Source organism: Stenotrophomonas sp. IS26, from assembly GCF_054188265.1.
This window is the reverse complement of the sequence record NZ_JBSZJV010000018.1, coordinates 16,904-29,887: the sequence shown is the minus strand read 5'-3', so window position 1 is coordinate 29,887 and position 12,984 is coordinate 16,904. Positions and strand designations below refer to the sequence as shown.

Here is a 12,984-nt window from a genome sequence, read left to right as displayed (position 1 = left end):
CGGCGCGCCCACCCGCGCGGGTTCATTCGAGGCACGGCCTGACAGGCACGGCCTCCGGCTGCGGCCGCAGCCACAGCGCCACGCCCACACCCAGCAGCGCGAACAACGCTGCACCGTACTGCGCATGGATCATGCCCTGCAGCGCCCCCTCACTGCTGGCGCCGGCACTGCCACGACCGGCATTGGCCACCATCACCAGCAGCGCCAGGCCCAGCGCGCCGCCAATCTGCTGCGCCGTGGCAGCCATGCCCGAAGCCACGCCCTGCTGCGCGGCGGGCACGCCCTGCCCGGCCACGATCCACATCGCCGTCCAGGTGATGCCCTGGCCAAGGCTGAGCACCACGATGCCCGGCAGCAGCGCCCAGTAGGTCGCGCCGTACGGCAGCGCGACGGCGACCGCGGCGATGCCGATCGCGCCGGCCAGCATGCCCACCGTCAGCACCTGGCGCGGCGAACGCTGCGCGAGCATGCGCTCGGCGATGCGGATGCCGAAGGTGCACACCAGGGTCGGCGGCAGGAACGCCAGGCCCGCCTGCAGCGCGCTCCAGCCGTAGCCATCCTGGTAGTACAGCGCCAGGAAGTAGTACTGCACGCCGTAGCTGCTCATGAACAGCATCGTCAGCAGCATCGCCGCACGCAGGCTGCGCAGGCGCAGCAGCGAGAACTGCATCAGCGGGTCGCGGCTGCGGCGTTCGATCTGCACGAAGGCGGCCAGCATCACTGCCGACACGAGCAGGCAGATCAGCGTGAGCGGCGCCGACCAGCCCCATTCCGGGCCCTGCACCAGGGTGGTCACCAGCAGGCTGCCGCCGAGGGTCACGGTGACGCAGCCAGCCAGATCGAACGAGCGGCCCGCCAGCGGCGCAGGATCGCGCGGCAGCCACCAGCCGCCCAGCAGCGCGCAGCCACCGGCGAACGGCACGATCACCAGCAGTACCGAGGCCCACCCGAAGCTCTGGGTCAGCACGCCGCCGAGCAGCGTGCCCAAGGCCAGGCCGCCGGCGCTGGCCATCGACCAGATCGCCAGCGCGCGATTGCGCGGCGCGCCTTCGGCGTAGATCGTGTTGATCAGCGCCAGCGTGGCCGGGAACAGCAACGCCGCGCCGATGCCCTGCACCGCGCGGGCCGCGATCAGCAGCCACGCACTGTTGCTGAAACCACCGACCAGCGAGGCCAGCGCGAACAGCGCCATGCCCAGCCGATAGACCCGGCGGCGACCGAGCAGATCAGCCGCGCGGCCGCCAAGCAGCAGGCACCCGCCGAAGGCCACCGTGTAGCCGCTGACGATCCACTGCAGCTGCTGGGCATTGATGCGCAGCTGCGCGCCCATCTCGTGCAGGGCGACGAAGATGATCGTGGAATCCAGCGCGATGATCAGCTGGGCGGTGGCCAGCAACGCCAGGGCCAGGCGAGGAAATGCGGGCGCCGGCGCGCCAGCGGGAGACAGGGGGGAGGTCATGCCGACTCGGTACTGCGTAAGAAGGTGGGCAGTCTCATTGATGACGCTGCAGAAATAAACCCGGATACTTCGATATCTGTCATGCATATCCGCATGAATCGGAGACATCCATGGACCTCAATGCCGTGCGCATGCTGGTGCAGGTGGCCGACGCGCGCAGCTTCACCGTCGCCGCCGGGCAGCTGGGGATCAGCCAATCCGGGCTGTCACGGGCGATCAGCCGGCTGGAGAGTGCCCTGGGTGTGCGGCTGCTTCACCGCAATACCCGCAACGTCAGCCTGACCCCGGATGGCCGCCAGTTCGTCGAGCACTGCGCGCCGCTGCTGAGTGGGCTGGAGGATGCCGAGCGCCGGCTGGGTGATCGCCCCTCCACACCCTCGGGCGTGTTGAAGCTGACGGCGCCCTCGATGTTCGGGCGCAAAGTGCTGGTGCCGCTGGCCGGGCAGTTGATGGCGGCGCACCCGCAGCTGCAGTTCGAGCTGGTGCTCAACGACCGGCTGGTGGATCTGGTCGAAGAAGGCTTCGATGCCGCACTGCGCACCGGGCCGATCAGCGACGTGCGGATGGTGGCCCGCCCCCTGCGGCCGTTGAACTGGGTCACGGTCGCCTCCCCGGCTTACATCGCGCAGCACGGGGAACCGGCCACGGTGGATGCGCTGCACGATCACGCCTGCCTGGCGGTGCGCAATCTGCGCAGCGGGCGGCTGGTGGATTGGCAGTTCCGCGAGGCAGAGGGCCAGCTGCGCGAGTTCACCCCGCCGGCGCGGACGGTGTTCGACAGCGGCGACCCGCTGGTGGAAGGGGCGCTGGCCGGGATCGGCATCGTGCAGGTGATGGATTTCGCGGTGGCCGATGCGCTGGCCGACGGGCGGCTGCAGCGGGTGCTGCAGCCCTTCGAGGGCCGCAGCCGGGTGCTGTCACTGGTGTATCCCCCCTCGCGGCAGGCCTCGCCGAAGCTGCAGGTGCTGGCGGAGGCGTTGTTGGCGGGGAACTGGTGATCTACCGCGCGACGCAAGGTTGGCAGGGCGCCACCGCGCCGCGAGGGAACGCAGGACAAGTGCCGGCCGTTGGCCGGCACCCTCTTCCATCAACCCGCGAAACGATCCGTCGCCCGCACCAGCGCGTCGACATTCTCCGCTTCGAAAGCAGAGTGACCCGAGGCCGGGCTGATCTCCAGCGTCGAGTTCGGCCACGCCTTGTGCAGCTCCCACGCGCTCTGCAGCGGGCAGACCACGTCGTAGCGGCCATGCACGATCACGCCCGGGATATCGGCGATGCGGTGCGCGTCGCGCAGCAGCTGTTCTTCCACCTCGAAGAAGCCACCGTTGACGAAGTAGTGGTTCTCGATGCGGGCGAAGGCCAGCGCGAACTGCGGATCCTGATGGCTGTTCACGAAGTCGTCGTCCACGTGCAGGAAGCTGGTGGCGCCTTCCCACACACTCCACGCCTTGGCCGCGGCCAGGCGGGTGGCTTCATCGTCGCTGGTCAGGCGGCGGTGGAAGGCCGAGATCAGATCGTGGCGCTCCACGGCCGGGATCGGCTGGAGGTAGTGCTCCCACGCATCCGGGAACAGGCGGTTGGCGCCTTCCTGGTAGAACCACTCCAGCTCCCAGCGGCGCAGCATGAAGATGCCGCGCAGGACCAGTTCGGTCACGCGCTGCGGGTGGGTCTGCGCGTAGGCCAGCGCCAGGGTCGAGCCCCAGCTGCCGCCGAAGACCTGCCAGCGGTCCACCTTCAGGTGCACGCGCAGTTTCTCGATGTCGGCGACCAGGTCCCAGGTGGTGTTGTCGACCAGGTCCGCATGCGGCGTGGAACGGCCGGCACCGCGCTGGTCGAACAGGATGATCCGGTACTTGGCCGGGTCGTGGAACTGGCGCATTTTGTCGCTGCAGCCGCCGCCCGGGCCACCGTGCAGCATCACCACCGGCTTGCCGTCGGGATTGCCGCACTGCTCGAAGTACAGCGTATGGCGGTCATCGACCTTCAGGGTGCCGACGTCGTAAGGGGTGATGGCGGGATACAGCGTACGCATGACAGGAACTCCATGTGGAATGACAGTCGCCGCATCTCGCTGCGCGGCGGCCCGGTGGACAGGCCATTCTAGCCTCGGGGTCGCCGCAGGGCCGGCACGCACTCAGGCGGGCAGACAGCCCAGGCTCACCCGGTCGCGCTGTTCCAGATCGTGCTCGGTGGCGACCGACTGGAAACCGGCGTCCCGCAGCAGCGCGCGGATCGCCTCGCCCTGGTCCCAGCCGTGTTCGATCAGCAGCCAGCCGCCGGGAAGCAGGTGTGCTGCTGCACCGGCGATGATCAGCCGGATGTCGTCCAGCCCATCAAGACCGGCGGCCAGCGCGGTGGCCGGTTCGAAGCGCAGGTCGCCCTGGGCCAGGTGCGGGTCGTCGCTGGCGATGTACGGGGGATTGGTGGCGATCAGATCGAAGCGCTCACCCGCCAGCGGCGCGTACCACGCGCCCTGCCGGAAACGGACGTTGCCCAGTGCGTGGCGCTGCGCGTTGCGTGCCGCCACCGCAAGGGCCGCCTCGCTGAGGTCGGTCGCCACTACCTGCGCCTGCGGGCGTTCGCTGGCCAGCGCCAGCGCGATCGCGCCACTGCCGGTGCCAAGGTCGGCGACCCGCAAGGCGGTAGCGTCGGGCAACCGTGCCAGCGCCAGCTCGACCAGCAGCTCGGTCTCCGGGCGCGGGATCAGGGTGGCCGGGCTGACCTCAAGATCCAGGGTCCAGAAGCCGCGGCGGCCCAGCAGGTACGCCACCGGCTCACCGGCCAGGCGTTTGGCCAGCAGCGCCTCGAACGCCGCCACCTGCGCCGGCTCGACCGGATCGGTGGCATGCGCGAACAGCCAGCTGCGCTCGCGTTCCAGCACCTGCAGCAGCAACAGTTCGGCCTCATGGCGGCCTTCCACGCCGGGCAATCGGGTGGCGGCGTCGGCGAGCAGCTGGCGGACAGGTGGCGGGGTGGCGGTCATGGCGGGAGGGAGCAACATCGGGGCGCGAAGTGTAGTGCACCGGCCCTTGCGCCCCGGGTGCGCGCGCCGGCCGTCCGCGACCGGCAGCTTGATTGAATCCAAGCATGGCAACTCACATATACATGCATGTGCACTATCGATTTCCGCCTGACATCGGGCCGGATCGGCACCGCGTCGCCTGCGATCGTTCAGCTTTCCCCCACAACGAATATGCAGAAGCTATTGCACTGATCACACGTTCCGGCGCCCTGGTCATTGCGCTGCAACGGTTCTGACGGATCTGGCCCTCATCATTCATCGCAGGATCAGACCACTTTGATAGCCTATGACTATCGCATAGATGCAATCAATGGATTGTTCTTATGGGAACGGAGCCGCTAACCTGTGTTGGTCGCTTCACCCACCCCCTTCACCAAGAGGAACAACGATGTCGCTCATCAACACCCAGATCCAGCCGTTCGAAGCCAACGCCTACCAGAACGGCGAGTTCATCAAGGTCTCCGACAGCACCCTGAAGGGTCACTGGTCCGTGCTGATCTTCATGCCGGCCGCGTTCACCTTCAACTGCCCGACCGAGATTGAAGACGCCGCCGATCATTACGCCGAGTTCCAGAAGGCCGGCGCCGAGGTCTACATCGTCACCACCGACACGCACTTCTCGCACAAGGTGTGGCACGAAACCTCGCCGGCCGTCGGCAAGGCCCAGTTCCCGCTGGTCGGCGATCCGACCCACCAGCTGACCAACGCCTTCGGCGTGCACATTCCGGAAGAAGGCCTGGCCCTGCGCGGCACCTTCATCATCAACCCGGAAGGCGTGATCAAGACCCTGGAGATCCACTCCAACGAGATCGCCCGTGACGTCTCCGAGACCCTGCGCAAGCTGAAGGCTGCCCAGTTCACCGCCGCCAACCCGAACCAGGTGTGCCCGGCGAAGTGGAAGGAAGGCGAAAAGACCCTGACCCCGTCGCTGGACCTGGTCGGCAAGATCTAAGCCGCTCCTCATCCCCATCCCCGCCCGCCGGGGATGGGGGTGAACCCAAGCCGGTGCCCCACGCGCCGGTTTCGGTTCACCCCCATGTCGCGCAGATGCACCCGCGGGGTGCGTCGACGCTGCCACCTTGCCTGATTCAAGGAGTTTTTCGATGTTGGATGCCAACCTCCAGTCCCAGCTGAAGACCTATCTGGAACGTGTCACCCGTCCGATCCAGATCACGGCGCACGTGGATGACGGCGCCAAGTCGCAGGAAATGCTCGAGCTGCTGAACACGCTGACCACGCTCTCCACGCAGATCCGCCTGGACGTGCGTCGCGACAGCAACGAGCGCACGCCCTCCTTCGCACTGACCACGCCGGGTCAGGACATCCATCTGGTGTTCGCGGGCCTGCCGATGGGCCATGAGTTCACCTCGCTGGTGCTGGCGCTGCTGCAGGTCGGTGGTCACCCGTCCAAGGCCACCGCCGAGCTGATCGAGCAGGTGCGCAATCTGGAGGGCGAGTACCGCTTCGAAACCTATTTCTCGCTGTCCTGCCAGAACTGCCCGGACGTGGTCCAGGCACTGAACCTGGCAGCGGTGTTGAACCCGCGCATCCAGCACGTGGCGATCGATGGCGGCCTGTTCCCGGCCGAGGTCGAAGCGCGCCAGATCATGTCCGTGCCGACCGTGTACCTCAACGGCGAGGTGTTCGATCAAGGCCGCATGACGCTGGAGCAGATCGTGGCCAAGCTGGACACCGGCGCTGGCAAACGCGATGCCGAAAAGCTGAGCGCCAAGGCCCCGTTCGATGTGCTGGTGGTGGGCGGTGGTCCGGCCGGTGCAGCCGCGGCGATCTATGCCGCACGCAAGGGCATCCGCACCGGTGTGGCCGCTGAACGTTTCGGTGGCCAGGTGCTGGATACGATGGCGATCGAGAATTTCATCTCCGTCAAGGAAACCGAAGGTCCGAAGCTGGCCACGGCGCTGGAACAGCATGTGCGCGAGTACGACGTGGACATCATGAACCTGCAGCGCGCCACCGCGCTGGTGCCCGCCGGCGATGACGGCCTGGTCGAGATCACCCTGGAGAATGGCGCGTCGCTGAAGTCGCGCTCGGTCATCTTGTCCACCGGTGCGCGCTGGCGCCAGATGAACGTGCCCGGCGAAGATCAGTACCGCAACAAGGGCGTGGCGTACTGCCCGCATTGCGACGGTCCGTTGTTCAAGGGCAAGCGCGTGGCGGTGATCGGCGGGGGCAACTCCGGCGTGGAAGCGGCGATCGATCTGGCGGGTCTTGTGACGCATGTGACCCTTCTGGAATTTGATGACAAACTGCGGGCCGATGAAGTACTGCAGAAGAAGCTGCGCAGTCTGGGCAACGTCACCATCATCACCAGCGCCCTGACCCAGGAAGTGCTGGGCGATGGCCAGAAAGTGACGGGCCTGGTCTACCAGGACCGCGTCGGTGGCGATTCGCACCGGGTGGAACTGGAAGGCATCTTCGTGCAGATCGGTCTTCTGCCGAATACCGAGTGGTTGAAGGACACGGTGGCCCTGTCACCGCGTGGCGAGATCCTGATCGACGACCGCGGCCAGACCAGCGTGCCGGGTGTCTTCGCCGCAGGCGATTGCACGACCGTTCCGTACAAGCAGATCGTCATCGCGATGGGCGCCGGTTCCACTGCGGCACTGAGCGCCTTTGATCACCTGATCCGCACCTCCGTTCCCAAGAGCAGCGGCGCTGTCGCCGAAGCTGCCTGAAACGTCCGGTTCCCGGTTCGCCGGGAACCTTGTCTGTCTGCTGGGTAAGCCACGCCATCACCCGGTCCATTACCGTTAGAGGTCCAAGGAAATGAACCTACGTGATTTGAAGTATCTGGTGGCGCTGGCCGACCACCGCCATTTCGGCAAGGCGGCCGCCGCCTGCTTCGTCAGCCAACCCACCCTGTCCACCCAGATCCGCAAGCTCGAGGACGAGCTGGGGTTGCCGCTGGTGGAGCGTGCACCGCGCAAGGTCATGCTCACCCCGGCCGGGGTGGAAGCCGCCGCGCGTGCCCGCACCATCGTGGCCGAGGTGGAGCAGATGAAAGAAGCCGCGCGGCGCAGTCGCGATCCGGAAGCCGGCACGGTGCGGCTGGGGATCTTCCCCACGCTGGGGCCGTACCTGCTGCCGCACGTGATCCCCAACATCCGCGAGCGCTTCCCGCAACTGGAACTGCTGCTGGTCGAGGAAAAGAGCGACGAGCTGCTGACCCGCCTGCGCGAAGGCAAGCTGGATGCCGCCCTGTTGGCACTGCCGCTGGATGATGACCAGCTGCACGCCGAGTTCCTGTTCGAAGAGCCCTTCCTGCTGGCGGTCTCCCAGCAGCACCCGCTGGCACGCCGCCAGCATCTGGATGTACAGGAACTGTCCTCGCAGAAGCTGTTGCTGCTGGAAGACGGGCACTGCCTGCGCGACCAGGCGCTGGCGGTCTGCCGGTTGTTCGGTGCCAACGAAAAATCGGAGTTCCGCGCGACCAGCCTGGAGACGCTGCGGCAGATGGTGGCCGCCGATGTGGGTATCACGCTGCTGCCGACACTCTCGGTCAAGCCGCCGGTGCCGCGCTCGGACAACATCCGCCTGCTGGATTTCAGTGGCGATGACCGTCCCAGCCGCCGCATCGCGATGGCCTGGCGCCGCAGTTCGGCGATGACCGGCTTCCTGGAGCAACTGGCCCAGCAGTTCAAACGGCTGCCGCAGGGCCTGTTCGCACTGGAGTCGACCGATGTCCCGGCGGTCGCGGCCACGCCGCTTCCACGCGCCGGCTGAGCCTGGCTGAACCGGCCGGCGGGGCCGATATGCCGGACGGGTCGCATCCGTCTACGATTGTCAGCACAATAGAACGAGGCGGTGCCAGCAGGCGCCGCCTTTTTGCATGGGTCTTCCACAAACGCAAGGAGCTACACCATGTCCACTTCCAGCGGACTGCCCCCTTCGATCATCGTTTCAAGCCACGACATGGACCGCCTGGATGCCATGCTCGAGTCTCCCGCCGTCAGCCAGACCCCCGCCGGGATCGCCCTGGCCGAGGAACTCAACCGCGCGACCGTTGTGGCGCCGGACCAGGTTCCCGAGGGCACCGTCATGATGCATTCGCGCGTAGAGTGCGAAGATGAGCTGCAGAACGAAAAGCACACTCTGACGCTGGTCTATCCGCGTGAAGCCGATGTTGAACAGGGCAAGGTATCGATCCTGGCACCGGTGGGCACCGCCCTGCTTGGCCTGTCGATCGGCCAGACCATGGATTGGGTGGCACCGGGCGGGCGCAAGCTGCGCCTGCGGGTGACCGCCGTCCATCACCAGCCCCACGCCTGACCCTGCCTGCTGCGATCCGCGCAGGTTCCACCGTTTCGTCCCAGGAGTTGCAATGAGCACCGTTTCGCTGTCCAAACTCTCCCAGCTGCGTGATCTGTCCGTGGTGGTTGCCGATACCGGCGACTACGAGGCGATCAAGCGCTTGAAGCCGGTCGACTGCACGACCAACCCCACCCTGGTGAAGAAAGCGCTGGACCTGCCGGTGTATGCCGATCTCATCGAGAGCGCGCTGGCCTGGGGCCGCGAGCAGACGGGTGAGCGCGAGACCATCGTGCACGCGGTGGCCGATCGGCTGACCGTGGGCGTGGGCACCCTGCTCAGCACGCTGGTGCCGGGCCGGGTCTCGACCGAGGTCGATGCCGACCAGGCGCATGACACTGCGGCCACGGTGGCCAAGGCGCGCCAGTTCATCGCGATGTACGAGGCGGCCGGCGTGCCGCGCAGCAAGGTGCTGATCAAGATCGCGGCAACCTGGGAAGGCGTGGAAGCGGCGCGCCAGCTGCAGGCCGAAGGGATCGACTGCAACCTGACGCTGATCTTCAATCCGACCCAGGCCTTGGCGTGCAGTGAAGCCGGGGCGTTCCTGATTTCGCCGTTCGTGGGCCGCATCCTGGATTGGTACGTGGCCAACGGGCAGGCGCCGGCGAGCATCGATGAAGACCCGGGCGTGGTGTTCGTGCGCGGCGTGTATGCCGAGTTCAAGCGCCGCGGTTCGCCGACGGTGGTGATGGGCGCGTCGTTCCGTTCGACGGCGCAGATCGAGGCGCTGGCAGGCTGCGATCGCCTGACGATTTCACCGGATCTGCTGGAAAAGCTGGACGCCGATCACGGTGAGTTGCCGCGCAGGCTGGTGGCCGGTGCGGCCGAGTCTGTGCAGGTGACGCCGATCGATGGTGCGCGGTTTGCGGCGGATCTGGCGGCCGATCCGATGGCGACGGAGAAGCTGGCGAGCGGTATCGATGCGTTCGCCAAGGATCTGGACGCGTTGCGGCAGACGATCCGCGCGCGGCTGTAAGCGCTGGCGGTTGGCTGGCTGTACGACAAAAGGCCCCGCTCATGCGGGGTCTTTTGTTTTTGGCGCGTACGGCAACGGCAACGGCAACGGCTTACTTTCGTTGGGGTTGGCGCGGTGTGGGTGGGTTTGCTGGACGCGCCGTCGACACATGGCTGGTGCGTTGGGGAGAGCAGTAGCGCGGCGAGCCTAGGGCTGTCTGCTGGACCTGGTAGAGCCGACCGTTGGTCGGCTCTGGGGTATCAGGCGTCCACGCCGATGGGGCAGCTGACGCCGGTGCCGCCGATGCCGCAGTAGCCGTTGGGGTTCTTGGCCAGGTACTGCTGGTGGTAGTCCTCGGCGTAGTAGTACGCGGGCGCGGGGAAAACGATATCGGTGGTGATGGGGCCGTAACCGCTGTCGTTGAGGCGCTGCTGGTAGGCGTCGCGGCTGGTGAGGGCAGCGTCGTGCTGAGCCTGGGTGGTGGCGTGGATGGCGGAGCGGTACTGGGTGCCGGTGTCGTTGCCCTGGCGCATGCCCTGGGTGGGGTCGTGGCTTTCCCAGAAGACCTGGAGGAGGCGTTCGAGGGTGACGATGGCCGGGTCGTAGACGACCTCGACGATTTCGGTGTGCCCGGTGAGGCCGGAGCAGACTTCTTCGTAGGTGGGGTTCGCGGTGACGCCGCCGGCGTAGCCGACCGAGGTCGAGTAGACGCCGGGGATGGTCCAGAATTTGCGCTCCGCGCCCCAGAAACAGCCCATGGCGAAGCGGATGCGCTCCAGGCCGGTGAAGCTGTCTTTCAGCGGGTGGCTGTTGACGTAATGCTGGTTGTGCAGCAACGGCAGGGGCTGCTCGCGGCCGGGCAACGCTTCTTCCGGGCGCGGCAGGCGCTGCTTGAAGGCGCCGATGCCCAACAGACCGTTTCCAATACCCAACATGGCGTTCTCCTAGGCCGGCAACAGGCCGGCGCTTTCGTCTCCGTCGAATATGGGGTCGTCCGGGGCCGCGCCCAAGTCCAGCCGGGCGACGATGTCTTCCGCTTCGGGACGGGCCAGATCGGGGACACACACGCGCAGGACGCCGAACAGCGGGAGCTCGCCCATGCCACCCAGCAGCGATTCGCCGAAGACGAAGGCGGGGATGCCGGCGTCCTCCAGGGCGTGTTTGACCAGATGGGCGTCGAACAGGTTGTCGGCCTGGTAGATCACGTGCATGGGTGGGCTCCGGAGGGCATGGGCCCAGCATACGCCCGGGGGCTGAAGGCGTGCCGACCCAGCGAAGGAGCCGGGTGGTGCCGGCCTGCGAAAGGCGTGCCGACCAACGGTCGGCACCTACCCGTTTAGCCTGTCGCCTTGCGACAGGCTAAACTGTTGGTCTTTCTGCCTTTTAACTGCGACCGCGCATCATGTCCGAGCCTACCGCCGCCCCCACCGACGCCCTTCCGGAAGCCCAGGAAAAACGGGATTTCATCCGTCAGATCGTCCGCGAGGACCTGGCCGCCGGCAAGCATGCCGCGATCAAGACGCGCTTCCCGCCCGAGCCCAACGGCTACCTGCACATCGGCCACGCCAAGTCGATCTGCCTGAACTTCGGCATTGCCGGTGAGTTCAACGGCGTGTGCAACCTGCGCTTCGACGACACCAACCCGGCCAAGGAAGATCCGGAGTACGTGGCCGCGATCCAGGATGACGTGCGCTGGCTGGGTTTTGAATGGAACGAGCTGCGCCATGCCTCGGATTACTTCGATGCCTACTACCTGGCCGCGCAGAAGCTGATCACCGATGGCAAGGCGTATGTGTGCGACCTGTCGGCCGAGGAAGTGCGCGCCTACCGCGGCACGCTCACCGAGCCGGGCCGTCCGTCGCCGTTCCGCGACCGTAGCGTCGAAGAGAACCTGGATCTGTTCCGCCGCATGCGCGCGGGCGAGTTCCCGGATGGTGCGCGCACCGTGCGCGCCAAGATCGACATGGCCAGCGGCAACATCAACCTGCGCGACCCGGCGCTGTACCGGATCAAGCATGTCGAACACCAGAACACCGGCACTGCGTGGCCGATCTACCCGATGTACGACTTCGCGCACGCGCTGGGCGATTCCATCGAAGGCATCACCCATTCGCTGTGCACGCTGGAGTTCGAAGACCACCGCCCGCTGTACGACTGGTGCGTGGACAACGTCGATTTCGCCCACCACGATGCACTGACCCAGCCGCTGGTCGATCGCGGCCTGCCGCGTGAAGCCGCCAAGCCGCGCCAGATCGAATTCTCGCGGTTGAACATCAACTACACGGTGATGAGCAAGCGCAAGCTGATGGCGCTGGTCACCGAGCAGCTGGTGGATGGCTGGGAAGATCCGCGCATGCCGACCCTGCAGGGCCTGCGTCGTCGTGGCTATACCCCGGCGGCGATGCGCCTGTTCGCCGAGCGCGTGGGCATCAGCAAGCAGAACTCGCTGATCGATTTCAGCGTGCTCGAAGGCGCGCTGCGCGAAGACCTCGACAGTGCTGCCGCACGCCGCATGGCGGTGGTCGATCCGGTCAAGCTGGTGCTGACCAACCTGCCCGAGGGTCACGAAGAGACCCTGACCTTCTCCAACCACCCCAAGGACGAGGCGTTCGGGACCCGCGAAGTACCGTTCGCACGTGAGCTGTGGATCGAGCGCGAGGATTTCGCTGAAGTCCCGCCAAAGGGCTGGAAGCGCCTGGTGCCGGGCGGCGAAGTGCGCCTGCGCGGGGCCGGCATCATCCGCTGCGATGAAGTGATCAAGGATGCCGACGGCACCATCACCGAACTGCGCGGCTGGCTGGATCCGGAATCGCGCCCGGGCATGGAAGGCGCCAACCGCAAGGTCAAGGGCACCATCCATTGGGTCAGCGCCGTGCACGCGGTGCCGGCCGAGATCCGCCTGTACGACCGTCTGTTCTCGGTGGCCAACCCGGACGACGAATCCGAGGGCAAGACCTACCGCGATTACCTCAATCCGGACTCGCGCCGCACCGTCACCGGCTATGTCGAGCCGGCCGCAGCCACTGCGGCCCCGGAGCAGTCGTTCCAGTTCGAGCGGACCGGCTACTTCGTCGCCGATCGCCGCGATCACACCGCGGCCACGCCGGTGTTCAACCGCAGCGTGACCCTGCGCGATACCTGGTCGGCGTAAGCTGCACCCGGCCGGTGCCAGGCACCGGCCGCCCGATGTCACCTGCGCAGCCCTGCCATGGCAGGGCC

12 protein-coding genes are annotated in these 12,984 nt (G+C 66.7%); 7 read left to right on the top strand and 5 right to left on the bottom strand.

Annotation, left to right across the window (positions count from 1 at the left end):
* Positions 1–22 precede the first annotated feature (22 nt).
* The gene (locus tag ACW6W5_RS14420) at positions 23–1,459 is read right to left on the bottom strand and encodes an MFS transporter (protein WP_152153900.1); all 1,437 of its coding nucleotides are present in this window, start codon (positions 1,457–1,459) and stop codon (positions 23–25) included.
* Positions 1,460–1,569: 110 nt separating this feature from the next.
* Here ACW6W5_RS14420 and ACW6W5_RS14415 point away from each other — a divergent pair, with 110 nt between their 5' ends.
* Positions 1,570–2,457, top strand: a complete 888-nt coding sequence (locus tag ACW6W5_RS14415) for a LysR family transcriptional regulator (protein ID WP_152153898.1) — start codon at positions 1,570–1,572, stop codon at positions 2,455–2,457.
* A gap of 89 nt (positions 2,458–2,546) precedes the next feature.
* Here the strand turns inward: ACW6W5_RS14415 and pip are convergent, their stop codons facing one another.
* Both pip and prmC read right to left on the bottom strand, forming a co-directional pair.
* Entirely contained in the window at positions 2,547–3,491 is a 945-nt protein-coding gene (pip, locus tag ACW6W5_RS14410; protein ID WP_152153896.1) for a prolyl aminopeptidase, read from the bottom strand.
* Positions 3,492–3,593: 102 nt separating this feature from the next.
* Positions 3,594–4,442: a peptide chain release factor N(5)-glutamine methyltransferase gene (prmC, locus tag ACW6W5_RS14405; protein WP_152153934.1), complete on the bottom strand. Its 849-nt coding sequence runs from the start codon at positions 4,440–4,442 to the stop codon at positions 3,594–3,596.
* A gap of 427 nt (positions 4,443–4,869) precedes the next feature.
* On the opposite strand from prmC, the gene ahpC reads away from it, so the two are divergent.
* The 5 genes from ahpC (at position 4,870) to ACW6W5_RS14380 (ending at position 9,786) form a co-directional block, all read left to right on the top strand.
* The gene (gene ahpC / locus ACW6W5_RS14400; RefSeq protein ID WP_121044636.1) at positions 4,870–5,433 is read left to right on the top strand and encodes an alkyl hydroperoxide reductase subunit C; all 564 of its coding nucleotides are present in this window, start codon (positions 4,870–4,872) and stop codon (positions 5,431–5,433) included.
* Positions 5,434–5,584: 151 nt separating this feature from the next.
* Positions 5,585–7,177 (top strand): alkyl hydroperoxide reductase subunit F, encoded by a 1,593-nt coding sequence (ahpF, locus tag ACW6W5_RS14395; RefSeq protein ID WP_152153884.1) that lies wholly within the window; start codon positions 5,585–5,587, stop codon positions 7,175–7,177.
* 91 nt (positions 7,178–7,268) lie between these two features.
* Positions 7,269–8,225: a DNA-binding transcriptional regulator OxyR gene (oxyR, locus tag ACW6W5_RS14390; RefSeq protein WP_152153882.1), complete on the top strand. Its 957-nt coding sequence runs from the start codon at positions 7,269–7,271 to the stop codon at positions 8,223–8,225.
* A gap of 138 nt (positions 8,226–8,363) precedes the next feature.
* Complete coding sequence (gene rnk / locus ACW6W5_RS14385; RefSeq protein WP_152153881.1) at positions 8,364–8,771, top strand: nucleoside diphosphate kinase regulator; 408 nt, start codon at positions 8,364–8,366, stop codon at positions 8,769–8,771.
* A 52-nt stretch (positions 8,772–8,823) separates the two neighbouring features.
* A complete protein-coding gene (locus tag ACW6W5_RS14380; RefSeq protein WP_458233652.1) occupies positions 8,824–9,786 on the top strand; it encodes a transaldolase in 963 nt (320 codons plus the stop codon).
* 239 nt (positions 9,787–10,025) lie between these two features.
* On the opposite strand, the gene msrA is transcribed toward ACW6W5_RS14380, so the two are convergent.
* Both msrA and ACW6W5_RS14370 read right to left on the bottom strand, forming a co-directional pair.
* Positions 10,026–10,679, bottom strand: coding sequence for a peptide-methionine (S)-S-oxide reductase MsrA (gene msrA, locus ACW6W5_RS14375; protein WP_193222880.1), 654 nt, complete (start codon positions 10,677–10,679; stop codon positions 10,026–10,028).
* Positions 10,680–10,709: 30 nt separating this feature from the next.
* Complete coding sequence (locus ACW6W5_RS14370) at positions 10,710–10,976, bottom strand: putative signal transducing protein (protein WP_121042819.1); 267 nt, start codon at positions 10,974–10,976, stop codon at positions 10,710–10,712.
* Between the two features lie 191 nt (positions 10,977–11,167).
* On the opposite strand from ACW6W5_RS14370, the gene ACW6W5_RS14365 reads away from it, so the two are divergent.
* Complete coding sequence (locus tag ACW6W5_RS14365; protein WP_152154473.1) at positions 11,168–12,916, top strand: glutamine--tRNA ligase/YqeY domain fusion protein; 1,749 nt, start codon at positions 11,168–11,170, stop codon at positions 12,914–12,916.
* The last annotated feature ends 68 nt before the right edge of the window (positions 12,917–12,984 follow it).

What these genes read in the sequence shown, in the direction of transcription:
- ACW6W5_RS14420 (WP_152153900.1), bottom strand. Translation starts at nt 1,459, where the DNA reads ATGACCTCCCCCCTGTCTCCCGCTGGCGCGCCGGCGCCCGCATTTCCT.
- ahpC (WP_121044636.1), top strand. Translation starts at nt 4,870, where the DNA reads ATGTCGCTCATCAACACCCAGATCCAGCCGTTCGAAGCCAACGCCTAC.
- ACW6W5_RS14370 (WP_121042819.1), bottom strand. Translation starts at nt 10,976, where the DNA reads ATGCACGTGATCTACCAGGCCGACAACCTGTTCGACGCCCATCTGGTC.
- ACW6W5_RS14380 (WP_458233652.1), top strand. Translation starts at nt 8,824, where the DNA reads ATGAGCACCGTTTCGCTGTCCAAACTCTCCCAGCTGCGTGATCTGTCC.
- oxyR (WP_152153882.1), top strand. Translation starts at nt 7,269, where the DNA reads ATGAACCTACGTGATTTGAAGTATCTGGTGGCGCTGGCCGACCACCGC.
- ahpF (WP_152153884.1), top strand. Translation starts at nt 5,585, where the DNA reads ATGTTGGATGCCAACCTCCAGTCCCAGCTGAAGACCTATCTGGAACGT.
- ACW6W5_RS14365 (WP_152154473.1), top strand. Translation starts at nt 11,168, where the DNA reads ATGTCCGAGCCTACCGCCGCCCCCACCGACGCCCTTCCGGAAGCCCAG.
- pip (WP_152153896.1), bottom strand. Translation starts at nt 3,491, where the DNA reads ATGCGTACGCTGTATCCCGCCATCACCCCTTACGACGTCGGCACCCTG.
- ACW6W5_RS14415 (WP_152153898.1), top strand. Translation starts at nt 1,570, where the DNA reads ATGGACCTCAATGCCGTGCGCATGCTGGTGCAGGTGGCCGACGCGCGC.
- rnk (WP_152153881.1), top strand. Translation starts at nt 8,364, where the DNA reads ATGTCCACTTCCAGCGGACTGCCCCCTTCGATCATCGTTTCAAGCCAC.
- prmC (WP_152153934.1), bottom strand. Translation starts at nt 4,442, where the DNA reads ATGACCGCCACCCCGCCACCTGTCCGCCAGCTGCTCGCCGACGCCGCC.